The organism is Streptomyces sp. BR1 (assembly GCF_052373795.1).
Taxonomy (GTDB): Bacteria; Actinomycetota; Actinomycetes; order Streptomycetales; family Streptomycetaceae; genus Streptomyces.
The window spans coordinates 5,293,130-5,307,360 of sequence record NZ_CM126252.1 but is presented as its reverse complement, the minus strand read 5'-3'; the positions used below and the strand labels follow the sequence as shown (position 1 = coordinate 5,307,360).

Sequence of the window (14,231 nt, the reverse complement as noted above, 5' to 3'; positions counted from 1 at the left end):
TACCGCCGTCGCCCCGGGGCCCTGCCCCAGGCGCCCCGGCGGGACGAAAACCATCTCGCGGGAGCCCGGACGCACCGGGCTGAGAGGGAGGCTGAAGCGGCCTCCGACCGTACGAACCTGATCCGGGTCATGCCGGCGAAGGGAGGGGCTGGACGCCCATGCATTCATCCGAGAACGGGTCGGACGTGCTCGTCGTCGGAGGCGGCATCATCGGCCTCGTGACGGCCTGGCGGGCCGCACAGCGCGGACTGCGCACCGCGCTCGCCGACCCCGAACCGGGCGGCGGAGCCGCCCAGGTGGCCGCGGGCATGCTCGCCGCCGTCACCGAACTGCACTACGGCGAGGAGACGCTGCTCGGCCTCAACCTGGCCTCCGCGCGCCGCTATCCGGACTTCGTGGCCGAGCTGGAGCAGGCGAGCGGACTGGAGACCGGCTACCGCGCCTGCGGCACGCTCGCGGTAGCCCTGGACGCCGACGACCGCGCCCATCTGCGCGAACTGCACGCGCTCCAGCAGCGCTCCGGGCTCGACTCGCAGTGGCTGACCGGACGCGAGTGCCGAAAGCTCGAACCGATGCTGGCGCCCGGCGTACGCGGCGGTCTACGGGTCGACGGCGACCACCAGATCGACCCTCGAAGGCTGGCGAAAGCCCTGGTCGTGGCGTGCGAGCGGGCCGGGGTCCGGTTCCACCGCGAGTGGGTGGAGCGGCTCTCGGTGGTACGGGAGCGGGCCGCCGGGGCCGTCCTGACCGACGGGACCGCGCTCACCGCGGGCCAGGTGGTGCTCGCGGGCGGCAGTTTCAGCGGGCGGCTCGCGGGCGTTCCGGACGAGCTGCTGCCGCCGGTGCGGCCGGTCAAGGGCCAGGTGCTGCGGCTCACCGTGCCGCCCGCGTACGCGCCGTTCCTGTCCCGCACGGTCCGCGCGGTGGTCCGGGGCAGCCATGTCTATCTGGTGCCGCGCGCCGACGGCGAGCTCGTCGTGGGCGCGACCAGCGAGGAGCTGGGCTGGGACACCACGGTCACCGCGGGCGGGGTCTACGAGCTGCTGCGCGACGCGCACGAGCTGGTGCCCGGCATCACCGAGCTGCCGCTGACCGAGACCCGCGCCGGGCTGCGCCCCGGCTCCCCCGACAACGCGCCGCTGCTCGGCCCGACCGCGCTGCCCGGCCTGCACCTGGCGACCGGCCACTACCGCAACGGGGTGCTGCTCACCCCCGTCACCGGCGACGCGCTGGCGCACGCGCTGACCACCGGTGAACTCCCGGACGAGGCCCGTCCGTTCACCCCCCGCCGTTTCACCTCCGCCCCGGCGGAGTCCGTACCGCAGGAGCTGACCGTATGACCGTCTCCGTGCTGACCGTCTCCGTGAACGGCGAGGTACGCGACCTCGCCACGGGCACTACCCTCGACGTGCTCGTCGCCACCCTGACCCCCGCGCCCGCCGGGGTCGCCGCCGCCGTCAACGAGACGGTGGTGCCGCGCGGCGAGTGGTCCGCCACCACGCTCGGCGACGGCGACCGCGTCGAGGTCCTGACCGCCGTACAGGGAGGCTGAGCCATGGCCGACGACCTGTTCGCCCTCGGCGGTACGACCTTCACCTCGCGCCTGATCATGGGCACCGGCGGGGCGCCCAGCCTGGACGTCCTGGAGCGCTCCCTGGCCGCCTCCGGCGCCGAGCTGACGACGGTCGCGATGCGCCGTCTGGACCCGACGGTGCAGGGCTCGGTCCTGTCCGTCCTGGAGAAGCTGAACATCTCGGTCCTGCCGAACACGGCGGGCTGCTTCACGGCCGGGGAGGCCGTGCTGACCGCCCGCCTCGCGCGCGAGGCGCTCGGCACGGACTGGATCAAGCTGGAGGTGGTCGCCGACGAGCGCACCCTGCTGCCCGATCCGATCGAGCTCCTGGACGCGGCGGAAGTGCTGGTCGACGACGGTTTCACGGTTCTGCCGTACACCAACGACGACCCGGTGCTCGCCCGCAGGCTCCAGGACGCGGGGTGCGCGGCGATCATGCCGCTCGGCTCCCCCATCGGCTCCGGGCTCGGCATCCGCAACCCGCACAACTTCGAGCTGATCGTGGACCGCGCGACGGTCCCGGTCATCCTCGACGCGGGCGCGGGCACGGCGTCCGATGTCTCGCTCGCGATGGAGCTCGGGTGTTCGGCGGTGATGCTCGCGTCGGCCGTCACGCGCGCGCAGGAGCCGGTTCTGATGGCGGAGGCGATGCGGTACGCGGTGGAGGCGGGCCGTCTGGCCCACCGGGCGGGCCGCATCCCCCGCCGCCACTTCGCCGAGGCGTCCTCCCCCATGGAGGGGCGCGCGGCCCTGGACCCGGAACGCCCGGCGTTCTGAGGCCTCGCACAGCACCCCAAGGCGGCCGCGCTGTTACAGGTCGGCTGCAGTACCGCCCCGGGATGCCCCGGGGCGGTCGGGGTGTCGGTGGCCGCTCGTAGACTCTCCTGCGTGGATACGACCCTTCAGGACCCCCTCGTCGGGCAGGTGCTCGACGGCCGCTACCGAGTCGAGGCGCGCATCGCCGTCGGCGGTATGGCCACGGTCTACCGGGCCGTCGACACCCGGCTCGACCGGGTGCTCGCTCTCAAGGTGATGCACCCGGCGCTCGCCGCCGACGGCTCCTTCGTCGAGCGGTTCATCCGCGAGGCCAAGTCCGTGGCCCGGCTCGCGCACCCCAATGTGGTGGGCGTCTTCGACCAGGGCACGGCCGGCGGGTACGTGTACCTGGCGATGGAGTACGTGGCGGGCTGCACCCTGCGGGACGTGCTGCGCGAGCGCGGCGCCCTCCAGCCCCGGGCCGCCCTCGACATCCTGGAGCCGGTCCTCGCCGCCCTCGGCGCCGCCCACCGGGCCGGCTTCGTGCACCGCGACATGAAGCCCGAGAACGTGCTGATAGGGGACGACGGCCGGGTCAAGGTCGCCGACTTCGGCCTGGTCAGGGCGGTGGACGCGGTCACCAGCACCACCGGCGGCGTGCTCGGCACCGTCTCCTACCTCGCCCCCGAGCAGATCGAGCAGGGCACCGCCGACACCCGCGCCGACGTCTACGCGTGCGGTGTCGTCCTCTACGAGATGCTCACCGGCGCCAAGCCGCACACCGGGGACACCGCCGCCCAGATCCTCTACGCCCACCTCCACGAGGGCGTGCCCGCGCCGTCCGCCGTCGTGCCCGGCCTCGCCGTCGAGCTGGACGAGCTGGTGGCGTCGGCGACCGCGCGCGACCCCGAGGTGCGTCCGTACGACGCGGTGGGGCTGCTCGCGCAGACCCGCCAGGCGCGTGCGGCGCTGGGCGACGAGCAGCTGGACGCGGTGCCGCCACAGGCCCGCCCGGCCGCGGCCACCACCGGCTCGGAGGACCGCACGAGCGTCATACCGCGCGCGGTGGCGACCCCGGCGCGGACCGCATCGGCCCCGGTGGGCGCCGCCCCGCTCCCGGCCGAGCAGGACCCGATGAACCGGACGAGCAGGCTGGTCATGCCGCCGCCCGAGCCCGCCCCCGCGCGCGGACACGGCGGGCGGCGCCCCCGGCTCGTACTGAACGGGCGGCGCGGCCTGATCGCGCTGATCGCCGCCGTCCTGCTCGTCCTGGGCGTCGGCGCCGGTGTCTGGTACATCAACTCCGGCCAGTTCACGCACGTCCCGGCCGTCATCGGGCAGAGCGAGAGCGCCGCGAAGAAGCGGCTCTCGGACGCCGGTCTCTCCGTACGCAAGGTCGAGGGCCGCTTCAGCGACACCGTCAAGCGCGGCCAGGTGATCGAGACGGATCCGGCGACGGGCGCGCGCGTGCGCGGCAACGCCTCGGTGACCGTGGTGGTCTCGCGCGGCCCCGAGATGGTCAAGGTCCCGGACGTGACGGGCAAGTCGCTCGACGAGGCCAAGAAGGCGCTCGCCGACGCGGGGCTGACCCCGGGCGCGGTGACCCAGGAGTTCAACGAGGACACCGACCAGGGCTCGGTCGTCAGCACGGCCCCGGCCGCCGGCACCCCGCGCCGCGCGGACGCCGCCGTCGCCCTCGTCGTCAGCAAGGGCGCCCCCGTCGAGGTCCCCAAGGTCGTCGGCGACTCGGTGGCGGACGCCACGTCCGCTCTGAAGGACGCCGGTCTGAACGTCGAGGTCGCGCCCGACCAGGTCAACTCGCCCGAGGACGCGGGCAAGATCGCGGCCCAGTCCGTGGCCGAGGGCGCCCAGGCGGCCAAGGGCGACACGGTCACGCTCACCGTCTCCAAGGGCCCGCGGATGATCACCGTGCCCAAGGTGACCGGCGAGAAGTCGGGCGACGCGCAGAAGGAGCTGGAGAAGGCGGGCTTCAAGGTCAAGGTCGACCACGGCTTCCCGTTCCTCAGCGACGAGATCGCCAGCCAGTCGGTGAACGGCGGCGACCAGGCGCCCGAGGGCTCCACGATCACCATCAAGACCAAGGGACTCTGAACCACCCCATGCGCAACCCCATCGGCGGCCACGTCCCCGTGGCCGGCGGCCTCGCCACGGTCGGGCTCAGCTACGCGCGCGAGCTGGGGGCGGAGACCGTCCAGGTCTTCGTCGCCAACCCGCGCGGCTGGGCAACGCCGGTCGGCAACCCGGCCCAGGACGAGCTCTTCCGTACGCAGTGCGAGGCCGAGCGGATCACGGCGTACGTCCACGCCCCCTATCTGATCAACTTCGGCTCGCACACCGAGGCGACCATGGAGAAGTCGGTGGAGTCGCTGCGGCACTCGCTGCGGCGGGGCCGCGAGATCGGCGCGCTCGGCGTGGTCGTGCACACCGGCTCGGCGACCGGCGGCAGGCCGCGCGCCGAGGCGCTGGCGCAGGTACGGGAGCGGCTGCTGCCGCTGCTCGACGAGCTCACCCACGACGACGACCCGTATCTGCTGCTTGAGTCGACGGCCGGGCAGGGGTACTCGCTCTGCTCCCGGACCTGGGACTTCGGCCCGTACTTCGAGGCGCTGGACGCCCACCCCAAGCTGGGCGTCTGCCTGGACACCTGCCACATCCACGCGGCCGGGCACGACCTGGCGGGCCCCGGCGGGGCGGCGCAGACGCTCGACCTGCTGGTGGAGACCGTCGGCCCGGGCCGCCTGAAGCTGATCCACGCCAATGACTCCAAGGAGGCCGTGGACTCGCACCTCGACCGCCATGTGAACATCGGCGCCGGCCACATCGGGTCGGAGCCGTTCCGCGAGCTGCTGGCCCACCCGGCGACCGAGGGCGTACCGCTGATCATCGAGACGCCCGGCGGCAAGGAGGGGCAGTCGGCGGACATCGCGCTGCTGAAGAAGCTGCGTTCTTGAACCCTTGAGAAATACCCCTAGGGGGTATACCGTTCCAGTCATCGACAGGGACGGCCATCCGGCGTTGGGGGAAGTCATGCAGCACGAGACGCACGTACACGCGGAGCACGCGCACCACGACGAGCACGCGGCGCACCACGGCCACGGCGGCGGCAAGGTCACGTGGTCCATGGCCGCTCAGGCCACGCTGCACTGCCTCACCGGGTGCGCCATCGGCGAGATCCTGGGCATGATCGTGGGCACCGCCTTCGGGTGGGGCAACATGCCGACGATGATCCTGGCGACCGTCCTGGCCTTCTTCTTCGGCTACTCGCTCACCCTGCGCGGCATCACCCGGGCCGGTGTCGACTTCCGTTCGGCCTTCAAGGTCGCCCTCGCCGCCGACACCCTCTCGATCGCGGTGATGGAGCTGATCGACAACGGCGTGATCGCGCTGTGGCCGGCCGCGATGAACGCGACGCTCGGGCAGTGGCTGTTCTGGGGCTCGCTCGCCCTGTCGCTGGCGCTCGCCTTCGTGGTCACGACGCCCGTCAACAAGTGGATGATCGGCCGCGGCAAGGGCCACGCGGTGGTGCACCAGTACCACCACTGACCGGCCGAAAGACCGGCTTGTGGCAGCAGGACTCAGAGCTCGGGGCCGTCCCCGGGCTCTTCCTGGTACGAGTAGCGCTGCTCCCGCCAGGGGTCACCGATGTTGTGGTAACCCCGCTCCTCCCAGAAACCCCGCCGGTCCGCCGTCATGTACTCGATGCCGCGGACCCACTTCGGGCCCTTCCAGGCGTACAGATGCGGCACGACCAGCCGGACCGGGAAGCCGTGTTCGGCGGTCAGGAGCTCACCGCCCTTGTGGGTGGCGAAAACCGTGCGGTCGGAGAGGAAGTCGGAGAGGCGCAGGTTGGAGCTGAAGCCGTACTCGGCCCAGACCATCACATGGGTGGCGTCGGGGGCGGGCGGCGCGAGTTCGGCGACCGTACGGGCGAGGATTCCGCCCCATTCGGCCCCCGTCATCGAGAACTTCGTGACACAGTGCAGATCGGCGACCACGGTGGCGAACGGCAGCGCCGTGAACTCCTCGTGGTTCCAGCAGTGCTTGTCACCGTCGGCGGTCGCCCCGAAAACGCGGAACTCCCAGCGCTCGGGCTTGAACTTGGGGACCGGGCCGTAGTGGGTGACCGGCCAGCCGCGCTGGAGCCGCTGCCCCGGGGGAAGCTCCTGCTGCACTGCTTCCCGTTGCTCCGGGCGTTCCGGCTGACCCATGACTCCATGGTGACAGACGGCGAGGGGTGGTCATGACCAGGTGCGCCCGGATTCGGGCAACTCGTACTAAGCGTGCACTTACTGGACGGTCATTGCGCGCGGTGCGAGGATGCGCGCGAATCTGCCCCTCTCCCCCGTGGAAGGAGCCTCTGCGATGCAGGGCGACCCCGAGGTCATCGAGTTCCTGAACGAGCAGCTGACCGCCGAGCTGACCGCGATCAACCAGTACTTCCTGCACGCGAAGATGCAGGAGAACTTCGGCTGGACGAAGCTCGCCAAGTACACGCGGCACGAGTCCTTCGACGAGATGAAGCACGCGGAGGTGCTGACCGACCGGATCCTGTTCCTGGACGGGCTGCCCAACTACCAGCGGCTCTTCCACGTCCGGGTGGGGCAGACCGTCACGGAGATGTTCCAGGCGGACCGGCAGGTGGAGGTCGAGGCGATCGACCGGCTCAGGCGCGGGATCGAGGTCATGCGGGCCAAGGGCGACGTCACCTCGGCGAACATCTTCGAGTCGATCCTCGCGGACGAGGAGCATCACATCGACTATCTCGACACCCAGCTGGAGCTGGTCGAGAAGCTCGGTGAGGCGCTGTACATCGCGCAGCTGATCGAGCAGCCGGAGAGTTAAGCGGCTTCCGCCAGGCCCTGGCCGTCCTGGGCCGGCCCCTGGTCGGCGGCGAGGACGGCCGCGAGCTCGCCCTTCTCCAGCAGCTCCCTGCGGGGGCAGGCGCCGCGGCCGAGGAGGCCCTGGATGGTGCGCACGCAGGAGCCGCAGTCGGTGCCCGCCTTGGTGGCCGAGGCGATCTGGCGCGGGGTGCAGGCGCCGGCGGCCGCGTGCTCCTTGACCTGCTTGTCGGTGATCCCGAAGCAAGAGCAGACGTACACGCGGTTCACCTCCCGGACGGGAAAAAGGTCGATCAGCCATCCCCATTTCGGTGAGGCTTACCTAACCGTACCCAAAGTTAGGGTGACCTTAAAGCCCCGGGTACGACTGTGGGGCGCGGATCACAGTTCCGCGCCCCACAGGCTCGTACGAAGCTACCTACTGATCACGACTCACTGGTCGCGGTACATCTCCGCGACCAGGAACGCCAGGTCCAGGGACTGGCTGCGGTTGAGGCGGGGGTCGCAGGCCGTCTCGTAGCGCTGGTGCAGATCGTCGACGAAGATCTCGTCGCCGCCGCCCACGCACTCGGTGACGTCGTCACCGGTGAGCTCGACGTGGATGCCGCCCGGGTGGGTGCCGAGCGCCTTGTGGACCTCGAAGAAGCCCTTGACCTCGTCGAGCACGTCGTCGAAGCGGCGGGTCTTGTGGCCGGAGGCCGCCTCGAAGGTGTTGCCGTGCATCGGGTCGGTGACCCAGGCGACGACCGCGCCGGACGCGGTGACCTTCTCGACCAGCTCGGGCAGCTTGTCGCGGACCTTGTCGGCGCCCATGCGGACGATGAAGGTCAGCCGGCCGGGCTCGCGGTCCGGGTCCAGGCGCTCCACGTACGTGAGCGCCTCGTCGACCGAGGTCGTCGGGCCGAGCTTGATCCCGATCGGGTTGCTGATGCGGGCGGCGAACTCGATGTGCGCGTGGTCGAGCTGACGGGTGCGCTCGCCGACCCAGACCATGTGGCCGGAGGTGTCGTAGAGCTTGCCGGTGCGCGAGTCCACCCGGGTGAGCGCCGACTCGTAGTCGAGCAGCAGCGCCTCGTGCGAGGCGTAGAACTCGACGGCCTTGAACTCGGCCGGGTCGGTGCCGCACGCCTTCATGAAGTTCAGCGCGTTGTCGATCTCGCGGGCCAGCTGCTCGTAGCGCTGGCCGGACGGGGACTGCTTGACGAAGTCCTGGTTCCAGGCGTGCACCTGGCGCAGATCGGCGTAGCCGCCGGTGGTGAAGGCGCGGACCAGGTTGAGCGTGGAGGCGGACGCGTTGTACATCCGCTTCAGGCGCTCGGGGTCCGGGATACGGGCGGCCTCGGTGAAGTCGAAGCCGTTGACGGAGTCGCCGCGGTAGGTCGGCAGGGTCACGCCGTCACGGGTCTCGGTGCCCTTGGAGCGCGGCTTCGAGTACTGCCCGGCGATCCGGCCGACCTTGACGACCGGCACGGACGCGGCGTACGTCAGCACGGCGCTCATCTGGAGGAGGGTCTTGAGCTTGGCCCTGATGTGATCGGCCGACACGGCGTCGAAGGCCTCGGCGCAGTCGCCGCCCTGGAGCAGGAACGCCTCGCCCTTGGCGACGGCCCCCATCCGGGCGCGCAGCTGGTCGCACTCGCCCGCGAAGACGAGCGGCGGATACGACTCGAGGTCCGCGATCACATCGCGCAGAGCCTCGGCATCCGGGTACTCGGGCTGCTGCGCCGCGGGAAGGTCACGCCAGGTGTTTACGTTCACGGTCACCTCCACAACCTTACGGGGTCCGCCAAGACGTCCACCCCCGCGCCCACCCTGTGAGACGCGAGTGACCGGCCGGTGATCGAGTTCACGTACCCGCCTGCTAGCCTCCCTCCGTTTCAGAACTGATTCAACAGTGAACAGAGCTACTTCAGGGGTGGGTGTTGAAGCGAAGACATCGCAGGGACCGCAGGACAAAGCTGATTGCCTACGGCGTGGGCACGGCCGTCATCGCGGGCGCGGCGATCACTACCTTCGCGGTGGCCTCGCCCGGCCCCGCGACCGCGGACGGCAAGGCGGCCGCGCCGGGCGCGGCGCTCCAGTCCGGGTTCGCGGACGCGGCGCGGGAGTTCAAGGTCCCGCAGAGCGTGCTGATGGCGGTCTCCTACCGCCAGACGCTGTGGGAGAGCCACGGCGGGCAGCCGTCGACGACCGGCGCGTACAACGTCATGGGTCTGACCCGGGTGACCGCGGACGACGTCGAGCAGCCGAGCGACGCCGAGCGGCTCTCGCACATGAACATGAGCGGCGACCCGGCCGTCATGAAGCACTTCGACGCCAAGCGCGCGCTGAAGAAGGCGCCCAAGGCCGTCGACACGGACGACCCCCGGCTGCACACGCTCGACGAGGCAGCCAAGCTGATCGACGCGTCGGTCGACTCGGTCCGCAAGGACGAGAAGCAGAGCATCCGGGCGGGCGCGGCGCTGCTCGCGAAGTACCAGAAGGACGCGACGGGCTCGCTGCCCGAGGACGCGGGCCGGTGGTACGCGGCCGTCGCCCGCTACAGCCAGGCCCCGGACACCAAGGGCGCGACGCTGTTCGCGAAGCGGGTGTACGAGTCGATCAGGACGGGCGAGAGCCGCGTCACGGCGGACGGCCAGCAGGTCGCGCTCCCGGCCGACCCTTCGGTGAAGCCCTCGAAGCCGGACACGATGTCGCTGGCGGCGTTCTCCAAGGCGGACCAGACGCCGGAGTGCCCGACGGGGCTGAACTGCAACTTCATCCCGGCCGGCTACGCCCACAACCCGCCCGCCCCCGGGAAGCCGGACGACCCCACGGACTTCGGCAACTACAACGAGTCGAACCGCCCCGGTAACGGCGAGGACATCCGCTACATCGTCATCCACGACACCGAGGGCAGCTACGACGCGTCGCTGAAGACCTTCCAGAACCCGGCGACCTACGCCGCCGCCCACTACATGATCCGGGCCTCGGACGGCCTGGTCACGCAGATGGTGGCGACGAAGGACGAGCCGTGGCACGCGGCCAACAAGACCGTGAACATGCACTCCATCGGCATCGAGCACGAGGGCTACGCCATCAACGGCGACGCCACGTGGTACACCGAGCCGCAGTACGAGTCGTCGGCCGCGCTGGTGAAGTACCTGGCGGGCCGGTTCGACATCCCGCTGGACCGTGAGCACATCATCGGCCACGACGAGGTGCCGGGCGTCCTGGACACCACGGTGAAGTCCCAGCACTGGGACCCGGGCCCGTACTGGGACTGGAACCACTACATGCAGCTGATGGGCGCGCCCACCGGCGACCAGGGCGCGGGCGGCCCGCTCAAGACCGGCCAACTGGTGCGTGTGGTCCCGCCGTTCACCTCGGCCAACCAGCAGACCGTGACGTACGGCGGAGCCACCTTCACCAAGCCGGTGAACTTCGGCTACCTGTACGAGACGCCCTCGGCCTCGGGCAATCCGCTCCAGGACCCGTACCTCGGCACCCAGACCGCGACCGAGGGCCCCAACTGGTCCAACAAGGTCGTCGCGGGCGGCGAATACGTCGTCGCCGACGGCCAGACCGACTGGACGGCGATCTGGTACGGCGGCCAGAAGGCCTGGTTCTACAACCCCGGCGGCAAGTTCACCGCGCCGGTCGGCAAGACGGGCCGGCCCGTTCTGACGCCGAAGGCGGGCCAGACGTCCATCCCGGTCTACGGGCGCGCCTACCCGGAGGACTCGGCGTACGCGGGGACCAACGTCCCTGTACAGGGCAGCAATTCGGCGTCGCTGACCAAGTACGCGATCCCGGCCGGCCAGGCGTACACCCAGGTGGGCCCTGCGCAGCTCGGTGACTACTGGTACGCCGGTACGTTCGCGGGCACCGCGACCGGCGACCGCACCCTGGTCACGGGCAAGACGAACTCCTTCTACCCGATCCGGTACAACCACCGCCTCGCGTGGGTGAAGGCGACCGACGTCGACCAGGCGACCAGCACCACCCCCGACCCCGGCACCTCGCGCTACAACCTGCTCGGCCGGGACTCCTCCGGTGTGCTGTGGCAGTACCAGGGCACCGGTGACGCGACCACGCCGTTCTACGGGCGGTACCAGGTCGGCGGCGGCTGGCAGGCGTACAACACCGTCTCCGCGATGACCGCGCTGCGCGCGGACGGCACCGGGGACATGGTGGCCCGCGACGCCGGCGGCACGCTCTGGTACTACCAGGGCAGCGGCAACCCGAACGCCCCGTTCAAGGGCCGCCTCAGGGTCGGCGGCGGCTGGCAGACGTACAACTTCCTGACCGGCGCCCGTGACCTCGACGGTGACGGCAGGGCCGATCTGATCGGCCGGGACACCACCGGTGTGCTCTGGTTCTACAAGGGCACCGGCAACCCGGCGGCGCCGTTCGCCACCCGTGTACGTATTGGCGGCGGCTGGCAGGTGTACAACGCCATGGTCTCCACCGGCGACCTCACCCGCGACGGCAAGGCCGACCTGGTCGCCCGGGACGCGTCCGGCGTGCTGTGGCTGTACAAGGGCACGGGCAACCCCACCGCCCCGTACGCCCCCAGGGTCCGGATCGGCGGCGGCTGGCAGGCCTACAACACCATGGTCGGCCCCAGCGACCTGAACGGTGACGGCATCCCGGACCTGGTCGCCCGGGACTCCTCCGGCGTGCTCTGGTACTACAAGGGCACGGGCAGCGCGACGGGCGCCCCGTTCGCCCCGCGCACCCAGGTCGGCGGCGGCTGGCAGATGTTCAACCTGCTGGTCTGAGCCGGTACGGCACACGCAAGGGCCCGCTCCGTCCACGGGATGGAGCGGGCCCTTTCCGTACTCCCGTGTCAGTGCCCCCACACCTCGTCGAGGTGTCGGTGGTGTTGCAGGGCTTGGGCAGGATGCCAGATCTTCGGCTAAGGTGCGGGGCATGTTCGCGCACTCGAACCAGAACTGGTGGTGGACCGCTCATCCGGCGGCCCACTGATCGCGCGTACACAAAATCGCGAAAGGCCGCCCGAGGGGCGGCCTTCTCTGCTTTCCACGGCCGTTCCTCTCCGCTCCACCGGAAGGAACACCCATGCCGACCACGAACACCGCCCTCAGCAGACTCCTCGAAGCCGACTGCCCGCCCTTCGCGCTGCTCCGGCGCCGCACGCCGGGCCGCGACCACGACGTCGTGGAGCTGCTGATCGGCGAGGTGCGCGAGGTGGAACGGCTCGCCGACATCCCGTACGGCGACAAGCCGTCCCTCTCCCTCGTCCCGTTCCGCCAGATCCGCGAGCGCGGTTTCGACGTACGCGACGACGGCACCCCGCTGTCCGTCCTGGTCGCCGACGAGACGTACGAACTGCCGCTCGCCGAGGTCCTGTCGGCGCTGCCCGCGCACGAGGTACGCGTCGAGGGCGGGGGCTTCGACGTCTCGGACGAGGAGTACGCCCAGGTCGTACGGCGGGTGATCAAGGACGAGATCGGGCGGGGCGAGGGCGCGAACTTCGTCATCCGGCGCACCTTCACCGGCGAGATCCCGGGCTTTTGCCGGGCCGACGCGCTCGCCCTGTTCCGCCGGCTGCTCGCGTGCGAGCGGGGCGCGTACTGGACGTTCGTGGTGCACACGGGGACGCGCACGCTGGTGGGCGCGAGCCCCGAGGTGCATGTGCGGATGTCGGGCGGGACGGTGGTGATGAACCCGATCAGCGGGACGTACCGCTACCCGGCGACCGGCCCGACGGCGGAGGACCTGCTGACCTTCCTCTCCAACGAGAAGGAGATCGACGAGCTCTCCATGGTCGTGGACGAGGAACTGAAGATGATGTGCACGGTCGGCGACCGGGGCGGGGTGGTGGTCGGCCCCCGGCTCAAGGAGATGGCCCATCTCGCGCACACCGAGTACGAGTTGCGCGGCCGCACCTCACTGGACGCGCGCGAGGTGCTGCGCGAGACGATGTTCGCGGCGACGGTCACCGGCTCGCCGGTGCAGAACGCGTGCCGGGTGATCGAACGGTACGAGCCCGCCGGGCCGGACGGTCTGGGACGCGGGTACTACGCGGGCGCCCTCGCCCTCCTCGCCCGCGACGAGGGCGGCGCCCAGACCCTGGACTCGCCCATCCTGATCCGTACGGCCGACATCGCGGCGGACGGGCGGCTGCGGGTGCCGGTCGGGGCGACGCTGGTGCGGCACTCGGATCCGGCGGGCGAGGTGGCGGAGACGCATGCGAAGGCGGCGGGGGTGTTGGCCGCGCTGGGCGTACGGGAGGGGCGTCCGGGCCCGTCCCCGGCCGCGGCTCCGGGGCTGGCCGATGACCCCCGGGTGCGGGCGGCGCTCGACGCCCGGCGGGCGGACCTCGCGCCGTTCTGGCTGCGGATGCAGGACCGGGTGGAGCCGGTGGGCGAGGCGCTGGTGGTGGACGCGGAGGACACCTTCACGGCGATGCTGGCGCATCTGCTGCGGTCGTCGGGGCTGGGTGTGTCGGTGGTGCGGTACGACGCACCCGGGCTGCGGGAGCGGGCCCTGGCCCACGTCGGCCCGGTGATCCTGGGCCCGGGTCCGGGCGACCCGTGCGACGCCGCCGACCCGAAGATGGTGTTGCTGCGCGGTCTGACCGCCGAACTCCTCGGCTCCCACCGCCACGGCCTGCTGGGTGTGTGCCTCGGGCATGAACTGATCGCGGCGGAGCTGGGGTTGCCGATCGTACGGAAGCGGGTGCCGCAGCAGGGGGCGCAGGTCCGGGTCGACCTGTTCGGCCGGGAGGAGACGGTGGGGTTCTACAACAGCTTTGTGGCACGGTGGGACGGGGTGTCGCGGCCCGGGGTGGAGGTGTCTTCGGATCCGTCCACGTTGGAGGTGCACGCGGTGCGGGGCCCCGGTTTCGCGGGCATCCAGTTCCACCCGGAGTCGGTACTGACCCTGCGGGGGCCGGGGGTGGTGGGTGACCTGCTGTCGGCCTTGCGGGAGCCTTTCCCCACCCCGCCCCTTCCCTAAAGCTCTGGGCGAGCGGCCGGGTTCGTCGGCTGCGAGCCGGTGGGGGCTGGTCGCGCAGTTCCCCGCGCCCCTAGGAG

General features: G+C 71.2%; 13 protein-coding genes and 1 riboswitch. Of the genes, 10 read left to right on the top strand and 3 right to left on the bottom strand.

Annotation, left to right across the window (positions count from 1 at the left end; genetic code table 11):
* Positions 1 to 47: 47 nt before the first annotated feature.
* Positions 48 to 161: riboswitch (TPP riboswitch) on the top strand.
* The 6 genes from thiO to ACT1U9_RS23100 all read left to right on the top strand — a co-directional run bounded on the left by thiO (position 159) and on the right by ACT1U9_RS23100 (position 5,893).
* Positions 159 to 1,340, top strand: a complete 1,182-nt coding sequence (thiO, locus tag ACT1U9_RS23125; RefSeq protein WP_444534584.1) for a glycine oxidase ThiO — start codon at positions 159 to 161, stop codon at positions 1,338 to 1,340. Its footprint overlaps the riboswitch before it by 3 nt.
* Positions 1,337 to 1,552: a sulfur carrier protein ThiS gene (gene thiS, locus ACT1U9_RS23120; protein ID WP_444534583.1), complete on the top strand. Its 216-nt coding sequence runs from the start codon at positions 1,337 to 1,339 to the stop codon at positions 1,550 to 1,552. The genes thiO and thiS overlap by 4 nt, the downstream gene beginning before the upstream one ends.
* 3 nt (positions 1,553 to 1,555) lie before the next feature.
* Positions 1,556 to 2,350: a thiazole synthase gene (locus ACT1U9_RS23115; RefSeq protein ID WP_444534582.1), complete on the top strand. Its 795-nt coding sequence runs from the start codon at positions 1,556 to 1,558 to the stop codon at positions 2,348 to 2,350.
* Positions 2,351 to 2,461: 111 nt separating this feature from the next.
* On the top strand, positions 2,462 to 4,441 hold the full coding sequence (gene pknB, locus ACT1U9_RS23110) for a Stk1 family PASTA domain-containing Ser/Thr kinase (RefSeq protein WP_444534581.1): 1,980 nt from the start codon (positions 2,462 to 2,464) through the stop codon (positions 4,439 to 4,441).
* 8 nt (positions 4,442 to 4,449) lie between these two features.
* Positions 4,450 to 5,301, top strand: coding sequence for a deoxyribonuclease IV (locus ACT1U9_RS23105; RefSeq protein ID WP_444534580.1), 852 nt, complete (start codon positions 4,450 to 4,452; stop codon positions 5,299 to 5,301).
* A 76-nt stretch (positions 5,302 to 5,377) separates the two neighbouring features.
* Positions 5,378 to 5,893 carry a DUF4396 domain-containing protein gene (locus tag ACT1U9_RS23100; protein WP_444534579.1) on the top strand — a complete coding sequence of 172 codons (516 nt, stop codon included), beginning with the start codon at positions 5,378 to 5,380 and terminating at the stop codon, positions 5,891 to 5,893.
* Between the two features lie 32 nt (positions 5,894 to 5,925).
* Here ACT1U9_RS23100 and ACT1U9_RS23095 read toward each other — a convergent pair whose 3' ends face one another.
* Entirely contained in the window at positions 5,926 to 6,558 is a 633-nt protein-coding gene (locus ACT1U9_RS23095; RefSeq protein ID WP_188274093.1) for a sulfite oxidase-like oxidoreductase, read from the bottom strand.
* A gap of 154 nt (positions 6,559 to 6,712) precedes the next feature.
* On the opposite strand from ACT1U9_RS23095, the gene bfr reads away from it, so the two are divergent.
* The gene (gene bfr, locus ACT1U9_RS23090; protein WP_444534578.1) at positions 6,713 to 7,192 is read left to right on the top strand and encodes a bacterioferritin; all 480 of its coding nucleotides are present in this window, start codon (positions 6,713 to 6,715) and stop codon (positions 7,190 to 7,192) included.
* Here bfr and ACT1U9_RS23085 read toward each other — a convergent pair.
* Positions 7,189 to 7,458 carry a (2Fe-2S)-binding protein gene (locus ACT1U9_RS23085; RefSeq protein ID WP_444534577.1) on the bottom strand — a complete coding sequence of 90 codons (270 nt, stop codon included), beginning with the start codon at positions 7,456 to 7,458 and terminating at the stop codon, positions 7,189 to 7,191. The two genes, bfr and ACT1U9_RS23085, sit on opposite strands and share 4 nt — an antisense overlap.
* Positions 7,459 to 7,620: 162 nt before the next feature.
* A complete protein-coding gene (locus ACT1U9_RS23080) occupies positions 7,621 to 8,958 on the bottom strand; it encodes a class II 3-deoxy-7-phosphoheptulonate synthase (protein WP_444534576.1) in 1,338 nt (445 codons plus the stop codon).
* A gap of 203 nt (positions 8,959 to 9,161) precedes the next feature.
* On the opposite strand from ACT1U9_RS23080, the gene ACT1U9_RS23075 reads away from it, so the two are divergent.
* The 3 genes from ACT1U9_RS23075 to ACT1U9_RS23065 all read left to right on the top strand — a co-directional run bounded on the left by ACT1U9_RS23075 (position 9,162) and on the right by ACT1U9_RS23065 (position 14,154).
* On the top strand, positions 9,162 to 11,951 hold the full coding sequence (locus ACT1U9_RS23075; protein WP_444534575.1) for an N-acetylmuramoyl-L-alanine amidase: 2,790 nt from the start codon (positions 9,162 to 9,164) through the stop codon (positions 11,949 to 11,951).
* Positions 11,952 to 12,102: 151 nt separating this feature from the next.
* Positions 12,103 to 12,159 (top strand): trp operon leader peptide, encoded by a 57-nt coding sequence (locus tag ACT1U9_RS23070; RefSeq protein WP_101392327.1) that lies wholly within the window; start codon positions 12,103 to 12,105, stop codon positions 12,157 to 12,159.
* Positions 12,160 to 12,252: 93 nt separating this feature from the next.
* On the top strand, positions 12,253 to 14,154 hold the full coding sequence (locus ACT1U9_RS23065; protein ID WP_444534574.1) for an anthranilate synthase family protein: 1,902 nt from the start codon (positions 12,253 to 12,255) through the stop codon (positions 14,152 to 14,154).
* Positions 14,155 to 14,231: the final 77 nt, after the last annotated feature.